This window comes from Adlercreutzia sp. ZJ138, assembly GCF_011038935.1.
GTDB lineage: Bacteria > Actinomycetota > Coriobacteriia > Coriobacteriales > Eggerthellaceae > ZJ141.
In genome coordinates this window covers 38,714-62,706 of the sequence record NZ_JAAKEA010000001.1, presented here as the reverse complement: position 1 = coordinate 62,706, position 23,993 = coordinate 38,714, and the positions used below count along the sequence as shown (strand labels likewise).

20 protein-coding genes are annotated in these 23,993 nt (G+C 46.4%); 6 read left to right on the top strand and 14 right to left on the bottom strand.

What is annotated here, in order from left to right; translation table 11 throughout:
- Positions 1-238 precede the first annotated feature (238 nt).
- Positions 239-2,062, top strand: coding sequence for a glucosaminidase domain-containing protein (locus G7Y43_RS00305; RefSeq protein ID WP_165042888.1), 1,824 nt, complete (start codon positions 239-241; stop codon positions 2,060-2,062).
- A 42-nt stretch (positions 2,063-2,104) separates the two neighbouring features.
- On the opposite strand, the gene G7Y43_RS00300 is transcribed toward G7Y43_RS00305, so the two are convergent.
- The 5 genes from G7Y43_RS00300 to G7Y43_RS00280 form a co-directional block, all read right to left on the bottom strand.
- On the bottom strand, positions 2,105-2,638 hold the full coding sequence (locus G7Y43_RS00300) for a methylated-DNA--[protein]-cysteine S-methyltransferase (protein WP_165042887.1): 534 nt from the start codon (positions 2,636-2,638) through the stop codon (positions 2,105-2,107).
- A 131-nt stretch (positions 2,639-2,769) separates the two neighbouring features.
- Positions 2,770-2,919, bottom strand: coding sequence for a DUF5679 domain-containing protein (locus tag G7Y43_RS00295; protein WP_165042885.1), 150 nt, complete (start codon positions 2,917-2,919; stop codon positions 2,770-2,772).
- A gap of 127 nt (positions 2,920-3,046) precedes the next feature.
- Entirely contained in the window at positions 3,047-6,385 is a 3,339-nt protein-coding gene (locus G7Y43_RS00290; protein WP_165042883.1) for a M28 family peptidase, read from the bottom strand.
- Positions 6,386-6,459: 74 nt separating this feature from the next.
- The gene (locus G7Y43_RS00285) at positions 6,460-8,142 is read right to left on the bottom strand and encodes a hypothetical protein (protein WP_165042881.1); all 1,683 of its coding nucleotides are present in this window, start codon (positions 8,140-8,142) and stop codon (positions 6,460-6,462) included.
- A 20-nt stretch (positions 8,143-8,162) separates the two neighbouring features.
- Positions 8,163-11,159 (bottom strand): helicase C-terminal domain-containing protein, encoded by a 2,997-nt coding sequence (locus G7Y43_RS00280; RefSeq protein WP_165042879.1) that lies wholly within the window; start codon positions 11,157-11,159, stop codon positions 8,163-8,165.
- Between the two features lie 88 nt (positions 11,160-11,247).
- On the opposite strand from G7Y43_RS00280, the gene G7Y43_RS00275 reads away from it, so the two are divergent.
- Complete coding sequence (locus G7Y43_RS00275; RefSeq protein ID WP_165042877.1) at positions 11,248-11,892, top strand: hypothetical protein; 645 nt, start codon at positions 11,248-11,250, stop codon at positions 11,890-11,892.
- Positions 11,893-11,974: 82 nt separating this feature from the next.
- Here G7Y43_RS00275 and G7Y43_RS00270 read toward each other — a convergent pair whose 3' ends face one another.
- Positions 11,975-12,925 (bottom strand): D-alanine--D-alanine ligase, encoded by a 951-nt coding sequence (locus G7Y43_RS00270; protein ID WP_370514620.1) that lies wholly within the window; start codon positions 12,923-12,925, stop codon positions 11,975-11,977.
- A gap of 115 nt (positions 12,926-13,040) precedes the next feature.
- Here G7Y43_RS00270 and rlmN point away from each other — a divergent pair, with 115 nt between their 5' ends.
- Positions 13,041-14,072 carry a 23S rRNA (adenine(2503)-C(2))-methyltransferase RlmN gene (gene rlmN, locus G7Y43_RS00265; RefSeq protein WP_165042873.1) on the top strand — a complete coding sequence of 344 codons (1,032 nt, stop codon included), beginning with the start codon at positions 13,041-13,043 and terminating at the stop codon, positions 14,070-14,072.
- Between the two features lie 187 nt (positions 14,073-14,259).
- Here rlmN and G7Y43_RS00260 read toward each other — a convergent pair whose 3' ends face one another.
- The 8 genes from G7Y43_RS00260 to rpmH all read right to left on the bottom strand — a co-directional run bounded on the left by G7Y43_RS00260 (position 14,260) and on the right by rpmH (position 19,380).
- Entirely contained in the window at positions 14,260-15,369 is a 1,110-nt protein-coding gene (locus G7Y43_RS00260; RefSeq protein WP_241158080.1) for a ParB/RepB/Spo0J family partition protein, read from the bottom strand.
- On the bottom strand, positions 15,362-16,264 hold the full coding sequence (locus G7Y43_RS00255; protein WP_370514622.1) for a ParA family protein: 903 nt from the start codon (positions 16,262-16,264) through the stop codon (positions 15,362-15,364). The genes G7Y43_RS00260 and G7Y43_RS00255 overlap by 8 nt, the downstream gene beginning before the upstream one ends.
- A 204-nt stretch (positions 16,265-16,468) precedes the next feature.
- Positions 16,469-17,110, bottom strand: a complete 642-nt coding sequence (gene rsmG, locus G7Y43_RS00250) for a 16S rRNA (guanine(527)-N(7))-methyltransferase RsmG (RefSeq protein ID WP_165042871.1) — start codon at positions 17,108-17,110, stop codon at positions 16,469-16,471.
- A 157-nt stretch (positions 17,111-17,267) separates the two neighbouring features.
- Positions 17,268-17,783 carry a R3H domain-containing nucleic acid-binding protein gene (locus G7Y43_RS00245; protein ID WP_165042869.1) on the bottom strand — a complete coding sequence of 172 codons (516 nt, stop codon included), beginning with the start codon at positions 17,781-17,783 and terminating at the stop codon, positions 17,268-17,270.
- 43 nt (positions 17,784-17,826) lie between these two features.
- Positions 17,827-18,609, bottom strand: a complete 783-nt coding sequence (locus G7Y43_RS00240) for a YidC/Oxa1 family membrane protein insertase (RefSeq protein ID WP_165042868.1) — start codon at positions 18,607-18,609, stop codon at positions 17,827-17,829.
- 52 nt (positions 18,610-18,661) lie between these two features.
- Positions 18,662-18,895, bottom strand: a complete 234-nt coding sequence (yidD, locus tag G7Y43_RS00235) for a membrane protein insertion efficiency factor YidD (protein WP_165042866.1) — start codon at positions 18,893-18,895, stop codon at positions 18,662-18,664.
- Positions 18,879-19,232 carry a ribonuclease P protein component gene (rnpA, locus tag G7Y43_RS00230; RefSeq protein WP_165042864.1) on the bottom strand — a complete coding sequence of 118 codons (354 nt, stop codon included), beginning with the start codon at positions 19,230-19,232 and terminating at the stop codon, positions 18,879-18,881. Before rnpA ends, yidD begins: the two co-directional genes overlap by 17 nt.
- A 13-nt stretch (positions 19,233-19,245) precedes the next feature.
- On the bottom strand, positions 19,246-19,380 hold the full coding sequence (gene rpmH / locus G7Y43_RS00225) for a 50S ribosomal protein L34 (protein ID WP_165042862.1): 135 nt from the start codon (positions 19,378-19,380) through the stop codon (positions 19,246-19,248).
- Between the two features lie 775 nt (positions 19,381-20,155).
- Between rpmH and G7Y43_RS00220 the strand changes: the two genes are divergently transcribed.
- The 3 genes from G7Y43_RS00220 to dnaN all read left to right on the top strand — a co-directional run bounded on the left by G7Y43_RS00220 (position 20,156) and on the right by dnaN (position 23,984).
- A complete protein-coding gene (locus tag G7Y43_RS00220) occupies positions 20,156-20,956 on the top strand; it encodes an ATP-binding protein (RefSeq protein ID WP_165042860.1) in 801 nt (266 codons plus the stop codon).
- A gap of 112 nt (positions 20,957-21,068) precedes the next feature.
- Positions 21,069-22,631, top strand: a complete 1,563-nt coding sequence (dnaA, locus tag G7Y43_RS00215; RefSeq protein WP_165042858.1) for a chromosomal replication initiator protein DnaA — start codon at positions 21,069-21,071, stop codon at positions 22,629-22,631.
- Positions 22,632-22,883: 252 nt separating this feature from the next.
- Entirely contained in the window at positions 22,884-23,984 is a 1,101-nt protein-coding gene (gene dnaN, locus G7Y43_RS00210; protein ID WP_165042856.1) for a DNA polymerase III subunit beta, read from the top strand.
- The last annotated feature ends 9 nt before the right edge of the window (positions 23,985-23,993 follow it).

The following is a 23,993-nucleotide window of genomic DNA, read 5'->3' as shown; positions in this document are numbered from 1 at the left end:
AACTACTATGCGTCCCAAACAACATGCAATCCTTCACTCTGCATCGTCTCATCTCACCGCGCTACAGTTTCCTTAGCCGATGAGCATTGCTGGGCATTGCGAGACATAAGAAGGCTCTGCGACATTTCTGTACAATTGCTGTCAAACTGCTAGAAATGTCTTATTATTGCGAACCGAAACACGCTCATAGATAAATTAGATGTCATTTGGCATTGTTTTGTCATGCAAGGAGGGACTTATGCCCAACTCGAAAAGCACCGATCTTTCGCTGCCATCGCGTTCCAACAAGGGACGATTTGTGAAATACGGGACCGCTATAACGTTGAGTGCGCTGCTTTGTGTACCCGCCCCCGTCTACCTTGCAGCCAATGCGTACGCAACTGAATCCGAACAAGCAACCGAAGCCGCCAAAGGAGCTGCGGCAAGCGTCGATAGCGAAGTTACAAGGGCGTATACGATTGCAGCTCTTGGCCTTCAAGGATGCGACGCTGCGACAATGGAACAGAATCTTCTTAACCACGGATTCACGAAAGCTGAAGTGCTCAACTTCAACCTGCCTAAGCTTCGAAGCGTCGATGCTGCACTCGCCGACTCCATCACGGCGTTGCAAAACACACTCGTCGCCGGCAGCAACACCGATACCGACAACGCCGCAACGAGCGGTAACACGAGTGATAACCAAACGCAAGAAACCACGCCTGACCCTACAGGAAGCGAAACGGAGCAGCCGAATCCCGGAACGTCTACCGACCCTGCAAACCCCACGGAACCGGCCAATCCAACCGACCCTGCTGATCCCACCAATCCTGTCGCTCCCGAGGAATCACCCGATCTAAGCGATGACGAGGACAATACCAGCGAAGATACTTCTCCAGCAACAACACCTGATGACAATACCGCAGAAGGCGTCACCGACAACGCGGCAGGAGAAACGCCCACTGAAGGAGCCAAGAGCCATCCGTCCTCATCAGCCACTTCAACAAGCAGCGAACCTTCGTATCCAGCATGGACATATGAGGGCAGCAAAGAGTATGTGCATCGGCCGATGCAGCAGAATCTCACGACCACCAAATTCATTGCCATCATCGGAGAGCCTGCCCGTCAACTTGCAGAAGAAAACGACTTGTACGCGTCGGTGATGATCGCACAGGCAATTCTAGAATCTAACTCGGGCAACTCGCAATTAGCTCAAAGTCCCAATCGCAATCTTTTTGGTATAAAGGGTAGTTACAAGGGGTCATCCATTTCCTTAGGAACCTTGGAAGACGACGGCAACGGAAACATGAGCGCTATCACCGCTCAGTTCCGCACGTATTCAACCTTCGAAGAATCCCTGAAAGACTACGTCAACCTTTTGACTAAGGATAACGCTGTGCTATACCGAGGCGCGCTCAAAAGCGTCGCCCCCACGTATGAAAAAGCATGCGCGTACTTGCAAGGCCGCTACGCTACAGATTCATCCTATGCGGAAAAACTGTGTGGCATTATTGAAACGTACGATTTAACCCGCTATGACGAGTCGCTTGATTACGAGCTGGTGGAAACGTACCAGGTCCCTATCGAAGAGGATGACCTCGACAATACGATTACCAACAAGGCAGCGGGTTCAAACTCTGACGAACCTCTTCTTGAAGAGCGCGACCTTGTAGACTTGGCTATCGAAGCAACCAGCCATCTAGGCGATAAGTACGTCTGGGGAGGCAACGTTCCCGGTGCCTTCGACTGCTCTGGACTGGTAAGCTACTCGTATAAGGAAGCGCTCGGAATGTCTATTCCTCGCACGACCTACTACCAGTGCATTCAAGGCGAAGATGTCGACTTTGCCGATCTTCACATGGGCGATTTGGTGTTCTTTGCAGACGATAAAGGCGTGTGCGGACATGTTGGCATGTACCTTGGCGAAGGCTGCTATATAGAAGCCTCAGCTCCAGGCGACGTGGTTAAGATCACATCAATAGAGGAAAAGGAACCAACCTTCGCAAAGCGCATTTGCAAAACCAAGTCGGTTGAAGAAGATGAAGAAAACCCAGCTCAAGAGGATCTTACACCTACCCGACAGTAACCATCTTCTTCATAACCCACAAAACACGAACGGTACCGTTTGTTACAGCGCGGTGCCGTTCGTGGGTATGAAGAAACGGTTCATATCGACGCCTTCATGTTCAAGCAACTTAACTTTGACGCCGATTCCTCCACCAAACCCCGTAAGGCTCCCATTGGCTCCCACGATGCGATGACAGGGAACAACAATGCCAATAGGATTGCGCCCTACCGCTTGCCCAACGCAACGCGGCGATGATGCGCCGCGCACAGCGGCAACTTGCTCGGAAAGCTCCCCGTAGCTTACCGTTTCGCCATAAGGGATATCCCGCAGCAGCTGCCAAACCACCTTCTGAAATTCGCTTCCAGTAGGAGCAAGCGGAAGCTCGTCTACAGCGGGGCGCTTCTTCTCAAAATATGCGTCGAGCCAATCGCGCAGGTGTGCGAGCACAGGATCTTTTGCGTTTCGTTCGGCAGATTCAAGCAGCGAAGCATCTTGATGTCGGCCGTTTTCAAACCACAGTCCGCACACAGCGTCCGTATCGCTTACAATGGTGAGCCGCCCAACCAGCGAGTCGTATTCTGCATAGGAGCGCATCTTCTGTCCCCTTTTCAGTCGCTTACGCCTTGGTTACCCAGTGCCTTAGGCACCTCTTGTCAATCCCCTATCATTTAACACGATCGGGACCCGAAGGCCCCGATCGTTAAAAACGTTATATTATTCAACGGCTACTTCGTTGCTCCGATGCGGCAAATGGTTGTGCCGCAGTCGGGGCACGTTCCCTTCAGAATTGGCTTGCCGTTCTTCATCTTCTCTTCGCGTGGGTTCTGCATAACCTTCTTAGCCTTGCATTTCACGCAATAAGCTTCTGTCGCCATGGTCTTTCCTTTCCTAAATTGCGCTCCGCTCTCGTACTCATACACGATCTTCAAGCCCCGCCGAAACGACCTTCGACAAAACTGCTATCTCGTTTCACAATACCAGAATAACCCTGCTGTGACTAGCTTAAACGGCCTTGATGAACTCCATAAGGAAGTTGGCGCGAGCGTCGAGCAGCTCCGTGTCAATCGCATCCACCGTGTCCTGCGCCTCTGCGTACAGCGCAGGCTTGCCGTTCTGCATGCCCGCAAGATGCATCGCCTGACACCCATTCTTGATAGCAACCGATGCCGCGCTATCTTCAAACGCAATGGTTGCCGTGTTGGTGCGCACGCCCGTCACCTGCGTCGCCTTCTTCAAGAAACGCTTCATGCGAGACGAAGCCCTTGCCAAGCGATACGATCCTTCGCGTTCGATCAGACAGAGGTCGCCCGCACCAATGGAATCGACATTCACGATCAGGGCCCCCCGAAGATCTTGACTATGCTCGTTCAAGAACGCCTTCATACCCGAGTTCCCCTCAAGTTCAGCTCCTAGTGCAACAAACCACACTTCAGTGGTTATACCCGCATTGCGGAATTGGCGAACTTCATCGACCTCAAAACCCATAGTAGCAGCAACTTGAGCCCCACTGTCACCTGTACTGGTATCGGCAAGCATATCCGCCGAGAATGCGCCACCCTGCCAGGGGAAGCGATGTTTCTTCACCGGTTCTGATTCTTCAAAGAATCCTTCGAAATCGGCATCGTCCGCCAACGGATCGAACGCCGTAGTGGCACCAAGACCATCATCATACTCGCCGTACTCATCGTCTTCAAAACCGTCTTCGTACTCACCGTTTGACTGAGCTACTTCGGGAATAGCGTCGTCTTCCTGTCGGAAGCTCTCCCAACCACCACGTTCCTTACCTACCGTGCGAGCATCGAAGCCCTCATCCACGTTCAGCCATTCTTGAGCTGACGTGTCCCTTTCCTTCGACTTGGGCTTCAATTTACCGAAAAAGCGCGATACGCGCGACGTGGGCATATCAACGTATCCGGCACCTGCGAACGCTCCCGTTTCAGTAAAGTCCTCGTCGTACGCAGAATCGTCAACATCGTCAACATAGATGTCGTCCGGGTCAACGTTGTTCAACAGTTCTTCGTTGATCGGTGCAAACGATCCGGTCAGGCCAACAAGTTTGCTCACTGGCTCGGGCAGAGTTTCCTTTGCCTGATCCTCAACTGGCATAATGGCACCCGACAACGACGGCAACAAAGAACGAAGGGCTTGTCTACGGTTGTCAGGAGCGGTACCCTGGTTTGTCACCGCAGGCACACGGGAGCTCAGCGACCCAGCTTCAGCCAAAGGCGCACGCTGCTTATGGGCATTCGCCACCGGCTCGTATTCCTTCTTCTCCGCAATATCGGGCAGCTTAATTGATCGACGATGTGGCTTTGCAGGTTCCTTAACCTGTGCCGCCGGGCGCAACGACGATGAAATTCGCCCTGTAGTGGCCGCTGGATCAACCGTCACGTTCACGCGGTCAGTTGTGCGCGGAGCATTCGGTTGTGCCGCCTGAGCTTCTTGCTGCACTTTCACCGGATCAAGGAACGACGGCATGGCAATGCGTGGCTCGTCAATCGCTTCGATCTGTCCTTGTTCGATCACGCCATCCAACAGGCCGGACGACCCTTGCTCAGGTTGCTTTTCTTGTTCGGTGCTCATGCCGTGCTCAATTTGTTCAACAGACACAGCGGTTTCGCCCTGACCAACCCTCGCAACTTGCTCAGGCTGTGCTTCGCCTGAAATAACGACAGGCGTTTCAGGCGAAGAAACCTGTATCGGCTCATCAGATTGCCGCTGAGCCTGCTGAATCATCTCATGTGACAAAGAATCGACCGGTGATTGGTCGGCGACAGTTTGTTGCGACGCATTAACATCAGAGACAACCGTCTCAGGTTGCTCGACAACTTCGGGAAACACGTCTCCATCGATGCTAGCCGCTTGATGAAAGAACGACGAAGGATTGGCTTGCAGTGCCGCAGATTGAACCTGAGAAGCCGCTGTTGCGCTAGCCATCGCCCACTCAGGTGGTTCAACCTCACGGATCTCTTCTTTCCCCACGGAAAGAGCCTCTTCCAGCTTATGTTCAACCACAGCGTTCGCCTGCATAAAGTGGCCCGAGCTTTCCTGCACCGCAGCATCAAGCGCGCTTGCGTAACGGCTGCGCTGCACCGGGCGTCCTTCGTCTTTCGGTCGTTTGGCGTTGCGCTGGGCTTTTTTGAACCAATCGGGGATACCATCGTCAACTGGCACAGGATAACTTGAAACGGTTGGTTGAGCAGTGACAGCTGCAACATCCTGAGAGTATTCTTCCTCGGGTTGCGCGGCTTCAGCCTTCTGAAGTGCTTCGGCAACCGTGTTTTCGGGAATGGAGCTCAGAGCGTCACGTGTTTCGTCACGCACTGCCTTGCTTTCTTCGGGGTCATACGTCACTGGTGGCTCTTTCACATTCACCAAATTACCCGAGATATTCGACACACCTGCGCCAGTAACTGGCTGTCCCGACAGCGCAGCAATAGCCGCTTTTGCCGCTGCAAGGCGCTCAGCCTCGGTCTGTGGCGCGAGGGGCGGTTCCTTTACAGGTGCGTCATCATAAGAAAGCACCGCTCCATCGGGAATAAGTCCGCTCGCACGCAAGGCGTTTTCACCATGCATGGTAGCATCTTCGGCATCGTACGAAGTTTGCTCTCGCGAAATACGACGCGCAAGTTCGATAATCATGGCAACGCCCGACGCACTGCCGTTCGCCGCTTCATTATATTGTGCAACCTGATGCAAAATGTACACCACAATAGGAATAGCCGCGAGCAGCATCGCAATAACCGACAGCACATTTAATACAACCATAGACGCGCCCTCGCCATTTGCTAAAAACACCGTGCGCACAAATGCGAGCACAGCAAGCGCAACCATGGCACCAAGCGAAACGAGATTTAAAACTCGTTGTGCGCCAGCAAGCCCACCCGATAACTCAGAGCGTACTTTCCCACTGTCGTAACGAGTAACCAACACGATCTTTCTCCGTCGTGCCGGCCCTTGTTCGGGATCATGACGCGGTTCGAAGCGGGCAACCACGTTCTGGCTGACTCCGCTACCCAAAAAACGTGAGATAACAGGGTATCCGAACGCCTCAGCAACGAAAATAGCCGCAGCAGCGACGGTAATAAGGAGGGCAGGAACTCTAAGAGGTGCTACGAACATCGACAACAATGTTAGGATAAGCGATGCGCCGCAGCAGATTACTGCCGGTAACTCATGCGCGGGAACACCCGTAAAATCCTCCACTTCGGCATCAAGGCCTGCATCCTTTTTAAATGCTTCAGCTATATAAGAGGCTGCTTGTTGCTCTTCTTCTGTACCCGCAGGACGTGGACCTATCTCCTGGGAGAGATACGCTATACGGTCGATCATGTCAGGCATTGTTCTGTGCCTTTCGTTTTCGCTTTGTAACAAAATGTGCACGCTAATTAGGTATACACGTTGACCAGTATACGCTATTTGTCCTGCGCTCCCAAATAATCACGAAGAATAGCATCTGCCGTACCTGCCTGCATACGCGCAGTATCGTATACCTCACGGAAAGGTGCGGTTTCGGTATCGTATGTTTCCCGCACCGCTTCGCTGGGATTTTCGGGAAGCTGCCCGGCAAGTGACACCGCTTCTGCATCGCATGCCTCGTACGCATCGTTTTGAGATGCCGCCTCTTCCTTGTTTCGTTCGATCAAAGCAACATCCGATGCGATCGCATACCCCATAGCCTCACGGCGTTTGTTTAAATACGCCTCGAATGACGAGAAGTCAACTTCTTCATACAAATTGCGAGCCTGCTCAAACAGCGCTTGGGCCTGATCAAACAGCGCTTGGGCCTGCTCGCTCATCTCTTTCGAAGCACGCAGGTTTTCCTCAGTCGCATCTTCAATGAGTTTCGCTGATTCGCGGGCCAGCTTGTCTCCTTCGATCACCCTCGACCATGCTTCAGAGGCGACTTCGGAACATTCCGCAACGTGTTGTGTAGGTTCAGAAATCTTCAGTGCCTGGTCAATCATGGTTTTTCTCGCGTCAATAGCAACAACCGCCTGGTTTGCCGCTTCTCTATCATCGGCGTCAGTAAGATTAAGTGATGCTTCGCGCGCTTTTTTATTCGCATCATCAAGAAGACGCTGTGCTGAAACTGCATCCGACCGGCGTTTCATGAGATCAGAGGCATCAATGGTGATATTCTTCTCGCCAATGGAAAACTCTGACACGTCGGACCCTTCTTCTGAAGTGCGAACAACCTCAATGCTGTCTCCCGACGAACCGGTACTTGAAACACTGACCGCCGAAACCGGATCGTCCACTATTTCGTCAAACGCGAGCACCGACACGTCGGCCTCTTCAATCAGCGACAAAGCGGCATTCAGGTCAGCTAAGCTGTCCTGCTGAGCCCCATAATACCGAACACCATACCAAAGCGCTCCGCCCGCTAATGCGACAGACATCAGACACACCGCTGCCACCGCTAAGGCCTTTCCTTTACGGCGGCGCGCTTTTCGCCAGGCTATTTCCTCTTCAGGAGTGCGTCCCAATCCTACCGTAGGCTGAGATGTATTGAATGTGTCCCGTGACGAGCGTTCGTTCCAACGACGATGCTTATTCAAAGGTTCAGTGGTTTCCACCTGCAAGAGGTCGGTAGGAATAGGAGCAGACGACGTTTCCTTAACTTCAGATGTAATCGATGTGCTCGATAATTCTTCTACAAATAGAGACCCTTTTATCGAAGCGCTTTCACCTACGTGCGGTTGTTGTTTCACCCTTCCGAACGCGCGAGCCCACGAAAAACCACCAACAATCCAAGGATGACCTTTTGGCTTCTTCGAGCCCGTTACTTTATCCGACGACTCTAGTTGAATGCCGCCGATACGCGAATTACTTTGGGGTAAACCTTCGGTTGATACAAATCCTCCACCAGGAAGCGTTAGCCCTTTCTCTTTTTCGGGTGTTCCCCCTCGCTTACGACGTCCTGATAACCTCAATAACGGAATACGCCCAGGTTTACGTACGTTAATATCGCCTTTTGTGCCATCAAGCTCGCCTTTAATCGCATCGAGCACGCTTAAAGAAACCTCATTCGAAGTTCCTTTTGTGTTCTGCTTAATGTGCGCTGCACGGGATATCTTGTTACTATGCTTCGACATAACGCAAACCTACCGGCACATTAACCTTTACGCACAGCGTGCGCGGCAATATCGGCAATAATATCGGCTGTTGTCATAACTTTCACAGTTCTACTCGGCATAGAATTCAAGAAAGCACGCCCGTACGATTTGGTAAGCAACCGCTTGTCGGCAAGTATGAGCGCACCGGTATCATCGGCTTTCCGAATAAGCCGTCCAGCCGCTTGCTTCGTTTCCAAGATCGCCTGAGGAAGCACGTACTTACGCCACGCCTGATCATCGCGCGCAGCGCGCTCGCACGACAAGGGATCAGTCGGTTTCGCAAAGGGAAGCTTCGGAATGATTATTCCTTTCAACGTAGCCCCTGGTGCGTCGAATCCCTCCCAAAAACTCTTCAAAGCAAACAGTGATAAATGCTCGTCTGCGAGAAAATCGTCACGAAGACCCTTCACCGACACTCCCCACTTCTGACAAACCAGTCGCAGGTCATGCGCTTTCAAACAAGGCTGTACCTCGTTAAAACAGGCTTCCATTTCACGGCGATTCGTAAATAGTGTAAGTATTGAACCCTGCTGTGCAATATGAGTGGCGATCAGCAGCGATTGTAATTTGCTCAAATACGAAGGATCCATTGGCTCGGGTATGTCAGATACCACATAGATAATCATATTCGTATCAAAGTCATAACTAGAATCAAGCATGCAGGTGCGTGCGTGCGAGAATTCACCAGTATTTAAACCCAACGCCGATTCAAACGCAGTAAACGTTCCATTCACCGACAACGTTGCGGAAGCAAACACCACCGAATGGGTTCGGGCAAATAGTGTTTCGTTTAGCTTGTCTCCTACCTCTACCAGCAACGCTTCTTGTTTTTCCATAACGCGATCCTGCTTGCGGCTTACCGTCGCTGAATATGCGTATGTATCGCTTGGTGAACGGATAATCAGCTCTAACGCATTAATCTGCCGTTTCGCCTCCATGGCAAGAGACGCGATCTCGCGTTGAACCTCGGCAGCACCCTCAACATCCTCAAGATAAGCAACAAGCTCCTGCGACGTAGTAACCAGCTTTTCTGCCGCGCCGATAAGCGTATCAGCAAACATTGCCATATGGGCGAACGTAGCGCTACGCCGTACATCATCGTTTAACCACACTTCCGCAATGTCGTAACCACGTCCCCGCTTACCGGGAGCGAAAAACACCATGTCCTTCATATGCTCTGCATATACTACTGCCGCTTCCGCATACATCTTTCCCGCTGATTTTGCGCGCGAAGTGAGCGCATAGAACAATGTTGCTTTCTCACCGTTGCCACCGGCATCAACTCGTCGTTCAGCTGCAATAAACACGTTACGAGCCGATTCATCGGCACCTGCGCGTGCAGCTGCTCGCAGCAGATCTTCTGCTTCTAAGTTCACCGAAAACGCTCGGCGTGCTTCTTGTTCTGCTCCATGAGCCTCATCAACAATCCAATACCGCACCGGAGGTAAAAGCCCTCCATCGGCAGCAAGGTCGCAGAACAGTAAGCTATGATTCGTCACAATAATATCAGCGTGCTCAGCGTGGCGACGCTGCCCGTGAACGAAGCACGACGTGTTGAAATACGGGCATTTCCTTCTCAAACAATCATGACTCGTCGTAGTAACAGCCTTTCGCGGAAGAACGCGATAATCAAGCTTCAGGGAATCCATATCGTCATATTCGGTTTGCTCAATATACGACAGTAGCGCCGCAATCGCAGGAGCCTGCGATACGCTTTTGCCCGCCACCTCTTTCATATGCGCACCCGAAGCAGCAATTTGGTCAATACGCCGCAAACAAGGGTAATGCGAAAAACCTTTCAACGACGCATAGGTAAGCGGACTCATATCGGGATACGTATCTTGTAAAGCCGCAGCGAGAGCGGGAAGCTCATGGTACACCAGCTGATCAAGTAATGCGTTTGTTTTCGTCGCCACACCGACGGTAATGTTGTTCCGTTTCGCGAGAAGTACCGACGGCACCAGATACGCAATCGATTTTCCCACTCCAGTACCCGCCTCAACAATTAAGTTCTCACTGCGTTCAAATGCAGCTCCCACTACGCAACCCATAGTACATTGTTCTTTGCGAGGTTCGTAGTCATCATACATGCGGCCGAGTAACCCGTCTCGGGAAAACAATTCACTTAGTTCGTTACTCGAAGGAAACGTAAGATTCCTTATAGGATCAGCTGCTATATCGTCTGCATCAGCCTTTGCGTTAAATTCCCGAGTACACACCCTTGCATCGCGAATCGAACGCAACGAAAAACGAGGAATGGCAGTATTGGCTGCTTTCTGGCGAGTGATCTCATCGAACACGATACGGCTCGACCATTCTTCCTGTGATGCCAAGCTAGCAATGAACGCTGTGAGATTCAGGGGCATTTCATACACTGCAGCAAACAGCACGCGTAACACGGCGCACGTAGACGCCACATCATCGTCGGCACGATGTGTCGATAAAGGAAGTCCGAACGCTTTCACCAAATCGATCAGACGATGCGACTTTAAACGGGGAAGAGCGATACGCGACAGATCAAGCGAATCGATCCATGTGTTTTCAAGGAGCGGATACCCGCTGGGATGCCGTGTAGTGAACGTGCGATCAAAATCTACGTTATGGGCAACCAGTTTAGCATCGCCTGCGAATTCCACCAAACCTGCAAGTGCTTCGTTAGGGGAAGGGGCATCGATCACATCTTCATCATGAATATTGGTTAGTCGAGCAACCTCTTCGGGAATGGGTTTACCGGGATTCACGAACGTTACATACCAATCGATGATCTTTCCTTGTTCCATACGTGCTGCCGCAATTTGGGTCAGTTCGTCATGATTGAACGAAAAACCTGTTGTCTCAGTATCTATAACAACGATATTGTGGTCTAAATCGCCAAAATCGTGCGACTTTGCCACTTCAGTAAGCGAAGCGTATCGGAATACAATCTCGTCGGGCGTCCCATCGCTGATAAACGCATTCAATGCCGCAGGTATTCCAGTTATATGCTTATTTTCCATACGCCCCACCTTATCATCTATCATACATTCAGCAGGTCATACTACCCCAAACACAGCTGCTGGTCCCACCACGGACGAAAGGAATCCCGTGCTTACCGACAAATTCTTCGGTTCCTACGAGCGCTTCAGTACTCCTTCAAAAAAAGAGGCGGCGGTTCTATTAGGAGCCGACAATCTTGTTGGCGACCGCTACGATATCGTTTTCAAAACAGAAAACCACGTTTCAATCGCCTGGCTGAAAAACCGTTTCGACGGAGAGGTTGGATTTTTTAACGCAAATGTTTCGAGAACACTACGTGTCCTTTCTGCACGCGGATGGAAATTGAACGCAGTACTTTCATTTGTTGCATATTCCGATATCCCCGAACCAGGTGAATATTGGGGTGAAATGGCTCTCATATGCTACGATCTCTCACTTGAAGAATCATTCCTTCCGTTTGTGAGTAAATTTGGCAACGATATGGTCGACGGCAACCGACGTTCCCTTTTGCTAAACGATCATGAATTACAGAGTATTATCGATAGTAATGGAAACTGGCTCCCTTCAACGAAGACTAAGTTGCCAACATTAGATAAGGGAACCGCATTCATTAAAACAAGGCGATCGTTTACGGAGAAAATGGTCGAACACGGAAGAAAAGGGAATATAGGCTGCTATTTGATCAGCTGGGCATTTATTCTCTGCCTTATCGCTTTCGTTGCTTTTATCCTGCATTCTTTCGGGTTGTTTTAATACCTCATCAAGAAAGAATACTTCGTATAACACCTCCCGGTGAAAGAAAAGCCCCTCGATAGGGGCTTTTCTTTCACATTACCTAGTTTGAAGTTTTTAAAGCATCTCGTATCAACATAGTACAAAGTTCAGGAAAGCTAATTCCCGCTGCGCGAGCGGCATCGGGAAGCAGCGATGTACTCGTCATTCCGGGAAGTGTGTTTGTTTCCAACACCCAACACTCCCCGTTCTCGTCGAGAATAATATCGGTTCGCGAAACCCCCGAACATCCTAGTGCCTTATGTGCTCGAATAGCAAGATCTTGCGCACAACAGGTCGTTTCACTAGAAATTCGTGCAGGACATATGTGTTCAGAGCCACCAGGGGCGTATTTCGACTCAAAGTCGTAGAACTCGCTTTTTGGTACGATTTCAATTACAGGTAGCGCTTTTGTTGTATCGAGATCATCCACAACAGCTACCGTCAACTCAGTTCCCTGAACGTAGCGTTCTATCAACACCTCGGTGTCAATCTCAAACGCCTGATCTATCGCATCGGCTATTTCTTGTTCTCCTTTAACGATAAACACGCCAAGTGCGCTTCCTTCAGTCCCAGGCTTCACCACACAGTGTTCCCCAACGGTTTTTACGATTTCCTTTAGAGAATACTCATCATCAATATGGAGGGTGATTGATAAAGGAGTTGGAATGTCGTTTTGAATATAAAACAGTTTTGCCTTTGCTTTATCCATAGCTAAAGCACTCGCCCACACGTTTGACCCGGTGTATGGTAACCCAATCATTTCAAGCATACCTTGCAGCGTACCGTCTTCACCGTATTTACCATGCATACATAAGAAGGCAACGTCGAAATCACCGGTAATCAACGATACGAGGTCATTGTTCGACGCCGGATCGAGCATGGTAACCGAATAACCCGCTTCTCTAAGTGCTTCATAAGCACCCTTACCAGAAGCGAGAGAAATCTCTCGCTCGCCGCTCTTTCCGCCAGCAAGCAATGCGACACTGCATGAGCTCGGATTCAACGTGTTCACCACAACTCCTTTTCGCTATATTATTCGGCTCATGCAGTATAGCAAAACGCCCTCTTATCAGCGCAGCTCGCCGTACAATGCGCATGTTTCACGTGAAACAGGTATAATCTTCCTTATGGAAACTCATATCAAAACATATTCACCAAATCAGCTATCAGTTCTCATGAAAGAACTCGGAGAAAGTCCTTTTCGCGCTCGTCAGCTCGAAGAATGGCTTTATGTTCACCATGTTGACTCATACGACAAGATGACTAATCTCCCAAAAGCGTTACGATTAACCCTTTCAGAGATGTATCCACTCTATACACCATCAATCATTAATAGGAGTATTTCGAAAGACGGAACGAGAAAGTACATTATCGAATTTCACGACAGCACCTGTGTTGAAACCGTTGCCATTCCCTCAAAGAACGATTCGCGGTTAACAGTTTGTTTCTCTACTCAAATCGGATGCCCAATGGCTTGTGACTTTTGCGCTACAGGAAACGAGGGTTTTATTCGAAACCTTTTCCCAGGGGAAATCGTTGACCAGGTTCTTTTAGCACAAGAAGATATGGGAAAACGTGTTACCAATATCGTCGGTATGGGACAAGGTGAACCATTTCTCAATTATGATAACGTTCTTGCTGCGCTACGCATTCTTAATAACCCAAAAGGAATAGCTCTCGGTGCACGACATATCAGCTTATCAACCTGCGGTGTACTATCAGGTATTCAACGGCTTGCTTCAGAACCAGAACAATTCACGCTTGCCGTATCTCTACACTCTACAGTGCAGGAAACTCGCGATCACCTGATGCCAAAGGTTGCATGTTTTCCTCTTCCCGACCTTCGGAAAGAACTCCAATCTTATATCAGAGCAACGAAACGACGTGTTACATTCGAATATATCATGATCCGAAACGTCAATGATCAGCCAAGTGATCTTCAAGCATTACTTCGTTTTTGTAAAGGTCTTCTCTGTCATATTAATCTTATTCCTATCAATTCCATTAAGGATTCCCCTTATCAACCCTCATCTGCTGCAGTAATAAAGAAATGGGTTTCAGAAATAACCAATAGTGGTATAGAAGTAACAATACGTGATTCTCGCGGAAGTGACATTGCGGGAGCATGTGGACAATTAAAGCAAACACATTTGCTATAAAGCTAAGATACTATCCTTATATTAGATTCTTCTCTTTCTTGATTTCTTATCCTTAAACACTTACTAGCATTGAAAGAGTGCGAGCTCCTTGAAAATAAGAAGGAGCTCGCACTAATTGTTTATGTAATAAGAATCAATCTTCGTTAACATCAATGTTTCACGTGAAACATTGATGTTAACGATTGTTCTACTCGGAAGATAATTGATTAAACAGACGTTTCAAATCTTCTTCGTCTTTAAACTCAATTTCGATTTTATTTTTCCCTTTAACTGACTTAACGCGAACAGGTGCACTTAACACTTTCTTAAGCTCAGTAGCAACTTTCTTATATGAATCAGGTAACGGTGCACGAGATTGCTTTGCTGCCGATGTTTTACCAGACATTAACCGTGCAATCGCTTCCGCTTCACGCACTGAAAGAGTTTCTTGTAATAGCTTATCAGTTAGTTTTTGTCGTCCCTCTTGTGTGGGAATAGATAAGATAGCACGCGCATGACCCGCAGTAATTTTCTCTTCAAACAGTAATTGCTGGGCGTCTTCAGGAAGATCAAGCAACCGTAATGCATTCGCTACCGTTGAACGACCTTTCGACATTGCTTGAGCAACTTCGGCCTGCGTCATACCACGACGCTCCATCATTCTCCGATATCCATATGCCTCTTCAATTGGATTCAAATCAGAACGCTGAAGATTCTCAACCAATGCAAGCTCTAAAGCCTGATCATTGTCCGCTTCTTTAATTCGAACAGGAACAGTTTTCAAATCAATTAATTTGCATGCCTGCCATCTGCGTTCACCTGCAATGATCTGATATCTTTCTCCATCAATCGAACGAACTAAAATGGGTTGAAGTAACCCATCCTTCTCTATTGAAGCGGCTAGTTCTTCTAATTCTTCTCGTTTGAAGTTTGTTCGGGGCTGATCAGGATTCGGCTCAATTAAGTCGATAGATATTTCATCGGTACTTTGTTCGGAAACAACACTGATAGATATATCCTCACTACTAACAGCTTGATTAAGATCTTCTACTATTACCGAATGTATTTCGTTTTCTCGAGCTTGTTCTGCTCGCTGTTCAGGAGTCATTTTTACGGCTTTAATCGACTCTGATGGTACATCTTCACCTTCTACCATTACACGTGGAACAGGTTGAGTAGGCTTCACAACCTGGACAGATTGGGTAGGTTGCGTATGTTTGATCGGTTCAGGTTTCTCTTCTGGAATTGCCTCGTTATAAATACTACCCATAAGAGAATTTAAACCACGGCCTAAACCACTGCGTGTATTTTTAGCCACGAGAGATCACTTCCTTTGCAAGATCAACGTACGATTGCGCTCCTTTGCCGGCAGGATCATATTGAGTAATAGGCTGACCATAGCTCGGGGCTTCTGATAATTTGACGGTTCGAGGAATCATTGTCTCAAAAACAATTCTGCCGAAGTAATTTCTCACCTCTTCGACAACTTGTCGCGATAACGTCGTCCTTCCATCGTACATCGTCATAAGCACGCCATAGATATCTAAACTTGGATTCAAGCGACTTTTGACACGATTCATCGAATCAAGAAGTTTTGTCACTCCTTCCAATGCATAGAATTCACACTGAATTGGGATTAACAGTTTATCTGCTGCAACAAGAGCATTAACAGTTAATAAACCGAGAGAGGGAGGACAGTCGATAAAAACAAAATCATATCTCCCTCTCATCGTGCCAACAGCATCTTTAAGACGGTTTTCACGTGCCATCTCAGAAACAAGCTCAACTTCCGCACCAGCAAGGTTGATTGTTGCAGGAACAACGTCTAACCCTTCGTATACATCGGGAATAATAGCTTGCTCTATCGGCACATCGTTAAGTAGTACGTCATAAATACAGTTTTGAACTGCACCTTTATCGATTCCTAAACCACTTGAAGAGTTTCCTTGTGGGTCAAGATCAATAAGCAAAACTTGTTTACCCATTTCACCAAGAGCAGCACCTAAGTTGATAGATGTTGTCGACTTACCAACTCCACCCTTTTGATTAATGATAGCAATAACCTTTGTTTGACCAACAACGTGAGTTACTGGAGCCTTGTCAGCATACGACTTCAACGGACGGCTCTCAATCACGACATCCCGCACCGGCTCGGGTTGTTTCACTTCTCGCTCAATAACGGGAGTAGCCTCAATATCTTCAATCGAATCTATTTGAGTAATTTCTTCTTTCGGTTCCTTAATAATAGGATCAGAAGTTGCTGATATTTCAGATTCCTTTTTATGTCTATCGCGCTTCAAGCTATCGAATAAGCCCACAGAAATCCCCTTTCATCGGACGATTCAAAGTATATACCTTCTCGATGTTTCATATGAAACATTCGCTCTCACATCCGTTGAAGTAACTATCTTCCGGCGTTATAAAGGCTTCTTTTGAGCCATACCAACGTTTCGTGGTAATTTTATTTTTGGTTTCCCTTGCTTCTTAAAGCAGATAATTCTACGTGTTTTATCATCTAAAGATACAGTTCGATCTGAAACGTAGCTCATTGCAAGCTTTTTTTGTAACTCTAAAGCATGTCCCAATTCGTCATCATCAACGAGAGCTTTATAACAAACAAGTAAACCATTATCACAAAGCAAGGGACTCGATAGTTCCATAAGAATCGATAATTTAGCCAAGGCACGCGCTGTAACTACACTAAATTGCCCTGCTCTTTCCCTTCCAAGGTCTTCAATTCTTCCCGTATACGTTGATACATTTTCCAATTCAAGCGTTTTTATAAATGAATCAAGAATAGCGGTCTTTTTCCGTACGGAATCAACTAAGAGGGTTTCACGGCCTGTTTCAATGGCAAGCGGTATCCCTGGAAATCCAGCACCTGATCCAATATCAGCATATTTTCCTATAGGAGCGGCGTTTATTTCTTCTAATCCAATAAGGGAATCAGCAACATGAAGTCTCATTCCCTCGTTAAAAGATGAAATACGTGTTATGTTTGTTATCTTATTTGCTTCAATAACTAGCTCAAGATGCTTCCGAAGAAGATCGTCATGCATGAAGGCTCCTTGGTTTTTAACTGGTTGAGCACTGTATCCTACCTGATTACTAATTTCTATACCACAGTGGAACTTCATCTGCATGGCAAGAATAGAAAAAGACTCCCCAGCTATATCAGCACTTGGGAGTCTTTATAATCAAACTATGTATTCGATTTTATCGAGGAATAACCACTACATGACGAGCTGACCCTTCACCTTCGGATGCGGTTTCAACTCGATCATCATCACGAAGAGCAATGTGAACGATACGCCGCTCATATGGAGTCATAGGTCGCAGTTTTACACACTTATGCTGAGATGCTGCCCGATTCGCAGATGAACGAGCAATAGACTCCAATTTCTCACGCTGACGCCCTTTATATCCCTCAACATCAATAACAACCGGATAACGGAATCCAAGCGTTCTTAACGTAATAGCTGACACGAGAAATTGTAAAGAATCGAGTGTTTTCCCATGACGTCCAATAAGAACCGCAAGATTATCACCGGTGATATCTAGTATGAGTTCTCCTTCATCGCCTTCATATTCATCAATAACAACCTCACCAACATTGAAGTGCTTCAAAATATCTTTCAAAACACCAATAGCAGTATCAGCTATACGATCAATATCTTCGTCAGTGAGCTCAACATAGTCGTCAGGCTGCTCTTTTTCTAGCTCTTCAGCCATAGTTGCTCCTTTAATCCACCAGTTGTTTCACGTGAAACAACTATTAATGCCTCTTTTTGCCGCCTTTTTTCTTAGGGCGAGGCTTTTTTTCCTTCCTCGTCACATCAATCTCAATCGGCTGAACTTCGATCTCGTTCGATTCCTCTTCATCACGCTTACGCATAATACTCATTGCAATTTGCTGTTGTACAACACCGAAGAGAGATGACACTCCCCAGAATAAAAGCACGCCTGCTGGCGAACTCCAACCAATCCACAGCATCATTAAGCTCATAAGACCAGACATAATGTACATCTGCTGCTTTTGCTTAGGATCGGAGTTATTCTTCTGCTGAAGAAACATTGGTAAGAATGTTGCTCCTGCGAACACAACCATCAAGATGACATAGGGTAAGAAAAAGAGAAATCCCTGACCAAGAGCCTGTGATGGTGTAGTAACCAAGCTAGGAACGAGATTATAGAACTCATACGTGCCCTGAACACGATCGCCCATCTCGCGCAACACCTGAAACAACGCCATAAAAATTGGCATTTGTAGAAGCATTGGTAAACATCCAGCAAGCGGGTTGAATTTCGCTTCTGCGTACAATTTCTGCATCTCAACATTCATACGTTGAGGATCATCAGCATACTTCGACTGCAGTTGTTGGATCTTAGGCTGGATCTTCTGCATCTGATAGCTCGATTTCGACTGCTTATGTACAATCGGAGCCATGATCAGACGGAAGATGACGGTGATAATAATAATCGCCATTCCCCAGTCACCAACGAAGCTGTAGAAGAAACTGATGATATCAAAGATCCAATCTTTGAATACCGACCACATAATTCCTTCCTTCCTTTATATACCAAAGAGCACCACGCAGTACAGATCCCGCTCAGGGTACAGGATCGTAACCATGTGGTCCTCCCGGACGACACCGTAAAATCCTCTTAATGGTGAGGATAAAACCTTTTTTGAACCCATATTTCCGAAAAGCAATCAAACTATATTGAGAACATGTTGGTTGAAATCGGCAGCACGAGGGAAACAAAGGAGATATCGCAGCTTGGTAAAACAAAATAACAAGCGTTGCTACTCGAACGGGAAGTTGTTTAATTCTGTCTATCATAAACGGAATCTCGAACAAACCCAGCTTTTTGCGCTGTTTCGGTACATACACTGACAAGTGTTTTAAATGTAATACTACTCACATTTCTTTTCGCGAGAAATACCACATCAAATCCTTTCCAGGGACCTCCCGCCAAATAACACGCCTCTCTCATGCGTCTCTTTGCACGGTTTCTCCAAACAGCATTCCCTAACTTTTTTCCCGCTATAAAAGCAACACGACCATTAAGGTCGTGCCGCTTTGTTGGTAACACTATGAAAGTCAGGTAAGGCGTATGGAAACGCTTGCCAGAGGAAAAGAGATCGGAGATTTCCTGTTTCGATGATATAGTCTCCAACCTAAGTTTCCTTTTACACGCAAAGACGCTTACGTCCCTTGGCGCGGCGGCGAGCCAAAACCTTACGGCCGCTCTTGGTCGCCATACGAGCACGGAAACCGTGGCACTTAGCCCGCTTACGAGTGTTAGGTTGATACGTGCGCTTCATATTATTTCCCTTTCATGGTTAAGAGCAACTCCCAAATTATATACTGAATTCCCAGCTCGTCAACTGTTTTTCATAATTCATATTGATACCTAAAACCTCCCCGGCTTTCATCACGGCCTTCCAATTTTCGTTTATATACCTGCAGTGTGAAGAGAAAAAACAAGGAAAGAAACGGGAATTATATAAGATAAAGAGTTTTATCTCTTTTGTTATCCTGTATGTCGATCATGAAATTGTGGAAAATGTTGAAAACTTCGAAATCACTCATAAACCGTGGTGGAAAAACCTTTCTTTTCAATTTGTCAAGAGTGTTACCTTTTACATATGACATAGTGTTTCATCAGGCATTTAATAATACAAACATCTGTTTTGTCGCTTTTGACCTGGTATTTTAATATTATTTAACAACAACATCTCTGAAAATTATTTTTTAAATCTTGTCAAATTAACGATTATCCTGTTCAAGTAGGTTTTCTCAGTTTTCGAACGATTCCCTTTTTGTTTTGAGAATTATTCAACAACTCATCTCTTCTTTCATTAGTTTTCCCCAATTTCCTATAGCTACTTTTCAATGTTTTCAACATTTCATGAATAAAAAGTTAAAAACCTGGGAAACCCCTTATGAATACGATATTTTCACCTGGATGAATAATGGAAACAGTAAAGGAAATTCTCTCTTTTCGCAGATGAATAGATTCATTATCTAAAAACAGCTACAATGAGCGCGGAATAATCTTGAAAAGTATGAAATATCAGGTCTGAAAACGGAAAACAATTGGAAAACCAGATCGAACATAACGAGAATCACCCTAATGTTTCCTTAGAAGAGGGAGGGTTTGATTACTCATACGTCCATACAATAGCTCGAATAGCCCGCTATGACGATAAGCTTGCCGCGCCACGCGTAATTGAGATTCAACCCGCTCCGACAGCCGATTTTATTGAAACACTCGCATCATCTATCGACCGCGAAGCACGCGTGCTTGGAGGAACAATTCCATATGCGGTCATTCGCGAAGTGTCCGAAAACTTTATTCATGCGCGATTCGAAGAGATCGTTGTGTCAATCCTTGACGACGGCAATACTATCAGATTTGCTGACCAAGGGCCAGGTATCACCGATAAAACCAAAGCTCAATTACCAGGTTTTACCTCAGCAATCGAACCAATGAAACGCTATATTCGAGGTGTTGGATCCGGTTTACCTCTCACAAAAGAGTATCTCGATATGAAAAATGGAACAATTTCGATCGAGGATAATCTCGGAACGGGCGCAGTAGTAACCGTTAGTCTAAAACAACATCCCAGGTCTGCGTTTAATCAGCAGATGGTAGGTAATCGTAATCACTCAAGTATCCCTGCACCTCCGTTAAATGAACGTCAACGTGATATTCTTAAATGCTTCGAATCTGAAGGAGCACTTGGGGTTACCGACGTGGTAAACCTTACTGGTTACCCAACTTCTTCAACCCATAAGGAACTTCAACGCCTCGAAGAAGCGGGACTATTGGAAAAAACAATGGGAAAGAAGAGAATTCTCACTGATATGGGATTTCAGGTAGCAAGCTCTTTGTAGAACGTTTCTCTTATGAAGCACCCCATCGACCCTTATTTGATATAAAATCGGAAGTTACCCGAAGGCGCTCATAAGGAATAATCGGCAGACGAAACCTGGAGAGACGACTGCAATGAACAGCGAAAAGCTCGAACATACCTGGAACGTACTATGCGAAACAGTTAAAGAGTACGAAGAGATCGACCCTGCTCAGATCAATGCATTCTTTTCCAGACTCCAACCTCAAGCGATGAGTGACGGTTTTCTTATGCTGACCGCTGATAACGAATTTATTAAAACCTGGATTGAACGGCATTATGTTGGCTATATCAAGCGCGCACTCAGTGATGAATATGGAATACCATTCACCGTTGTGGTAGAAGTTGACGCTACACAGGGCTTATATTCACAACAAACCCAATCTAATACAGGAAATGTGCGCTCTACCTCCACGACAACAACCCAATCATCAGCGACAACAACTGAAGAGATAGCAAATCTCTTTCAACCTTCTGAGCTAGAACAACTAACAAATAAGAAGGAAGATCAAATAATACAAAGGTCACAGGTATTTGACCAGGTATCAATTCAACCCAACGATTTTCCGGTTAAAAGGTATTCCAGTGGGCGCATGTGTGACAGCGTAACAGGGGCCCTAACTTTCGAGAATTTCGTCATCGGCGATTCGAATCGAATGGCATATCATATGGCGGTGTCAGTTGCTGAAGTACCCGGAAAGAAGACACTTAATCCTTTGTTTATTTATGGACGATCTGGATTAGGAAAAACTCATTTACTTCGCGCTATACAAAACTATATCAACGAGACGCAACCTCATCTCCAGACAATCTATGTCGATTCTGCTGAACTGTTGTCGGACTATATGGATGCCAGCGCCGCACATGACAAGGAAAAACAGAGTTATCGTAACTTTAAGAATAAATACGAAGAAGCTGACGTATTACTTATTGACGACGTTCAATGGCTTCAAGGTAAGAAACAAACTCTCGACATCGTGTTTCAGATCTTCAACAAGCTTATTGATGAGGGAAAACAAGTAGTTCTCTCCGCCGACCGTGCACCAAAGAATATCGATATCGATGAGCGTTACATCAGCAGGTTTAATTCGGGCGGTACGTTTGATATCCAACCACCCGAATTTGAAACCAAGCTCGGTATCGTGCGTAGTTTTATCAGCGAATATAAAGAAAACGAACATGATGATAATTTCGTCATCCCTGAAGATATCCAGATGTATATCGCAGAAAGTTCGAGTTCAAACATTCGAGAACTAAAAAGCGCAGTAACCAAGGTGATCTACCAAATTTCCTTGGTTAGTTCTAAGAATATTACGCTCGACGACGTAAAAAAACTGCTTGAGAATCATTTTACCGGCGGGCCATCACGGAGAGTTACTATCGCTGATATTCAAAAAACAGTCGAGGGCTTCTATAAGGTCAACCATAACGATTTAGTAGGAAAGAAACGTACGCGTGAGATCAAGTATGCTCGTCAAGTGGCTATTTATCTCTGTCGACAAATCCTCGATTTACCATACAACGACATAGGAAAGAAATTCTCCCGAGACCACTCGACCGTCATGTATTCAGTTTCTATCATTGAAGAGAAAATGAAAGAAAACCGAGAGTTGCGTGAGGAAATTGAAACATTACGCCAGCTCATTCAAGAAATTTAGGAAAAGTGGACAACATGATAAAACATGACTCAAATATGACTGATAACCACCAATCGATAGGGGAAAGATAATTTCAGCAATAAAACAGGTGGATATCTTGGAGAGATTTACACTGTATTCAAGAATGAACATTTTCACTCTCATATGCGGTTTTAACAGTTTTCCACTTTTTAACCGTCGTTATTATTGTTGTTATTCAAAAACCAATAGATATAGAAGAAGCAACGAATCACTGTAGGGAAGGAAATAATCGTGAGATTCAGTATTAATCAATCAGAGCTGCAAAATGCACTATCTGTCGTTTTAAAGGGAATTTCAACCCGGTCGACACTTCCCGTACTTTCAGGTATTTATATCGATGCAAATAATGACTCATTAACACTGCAAACAACCGACTTATCGTTATCTATCCAGTACACTGTTGCGGCACTCATTGATACACCCGGACGTGTAGTTGTTCCGGGTAAGCTGTTTAGTGAAATCGTAAAGAGTCTTCCTGATGCGGCAGTTCATTTCGCATTGGAAGGAGAGTCAGCTATTATCACGTGTGATACAGCTTCTTTCTCAATTAAGACACTCGATGCAGAGGAATTCCCAGGCTTTCCTCACGTGGATGTCCATCAAAAGATACGAATTCCTTTCTCGAAGTTGTCTTCTATGGTTAAGAAAGTTGCACGCGTAGTGTCGAAAGATGAAAGTCGTGCCATTCTTACTGGCGTACTGATCACATTAGAAGAAACAACCTTGAAGATGGTGGCAACCGATTCATATCGCCTTGCTATCGCTGAATCAGAGGTTCCTGAGGCCGCAGCTGACAACTTTGAAGCTGTTATTTCAGGACCTTTTTTACAAGAAATTGCAGCTATGGTGAAGTCTGATGACGATGTAACTATTGCCTTAGCGGAAAACCAAATCGTCGTAACATATCATGACACTATGCTTATTAATCGCCGTATTGAAGGATCATTCCCAAATTATCGCCAACTACTACCTAAAACATGTGCTACACGCGTTGCTATGGATAAGAACCATTTAGTGTCTGCTGTAAAGCGTGCGTCGTTACTGATTCAGACATCATCACCGGTGCGTTTCTCTATTGATGCCGAAGCACAAGCGGTACAGGTGTCTTCAGCGGCTCACGATGTCGGATCAGCTCAAGAAGTTGTTTCGTGTGAAGCTGAAGGCGAATCAGTTGAGATTGCTTTTAATTATGCTTATGTGCTCGATGGATTGGCGGCAATTGATACTGATCAGGTATTTCTTGAGGTTAATGAGGGTATGAAACCAGGAATATTTAAATCGGATAACCCGGATAATTTCCTCTATCTCGTCATGCCAGTGCGTATTTCTTAAAACAGTGGT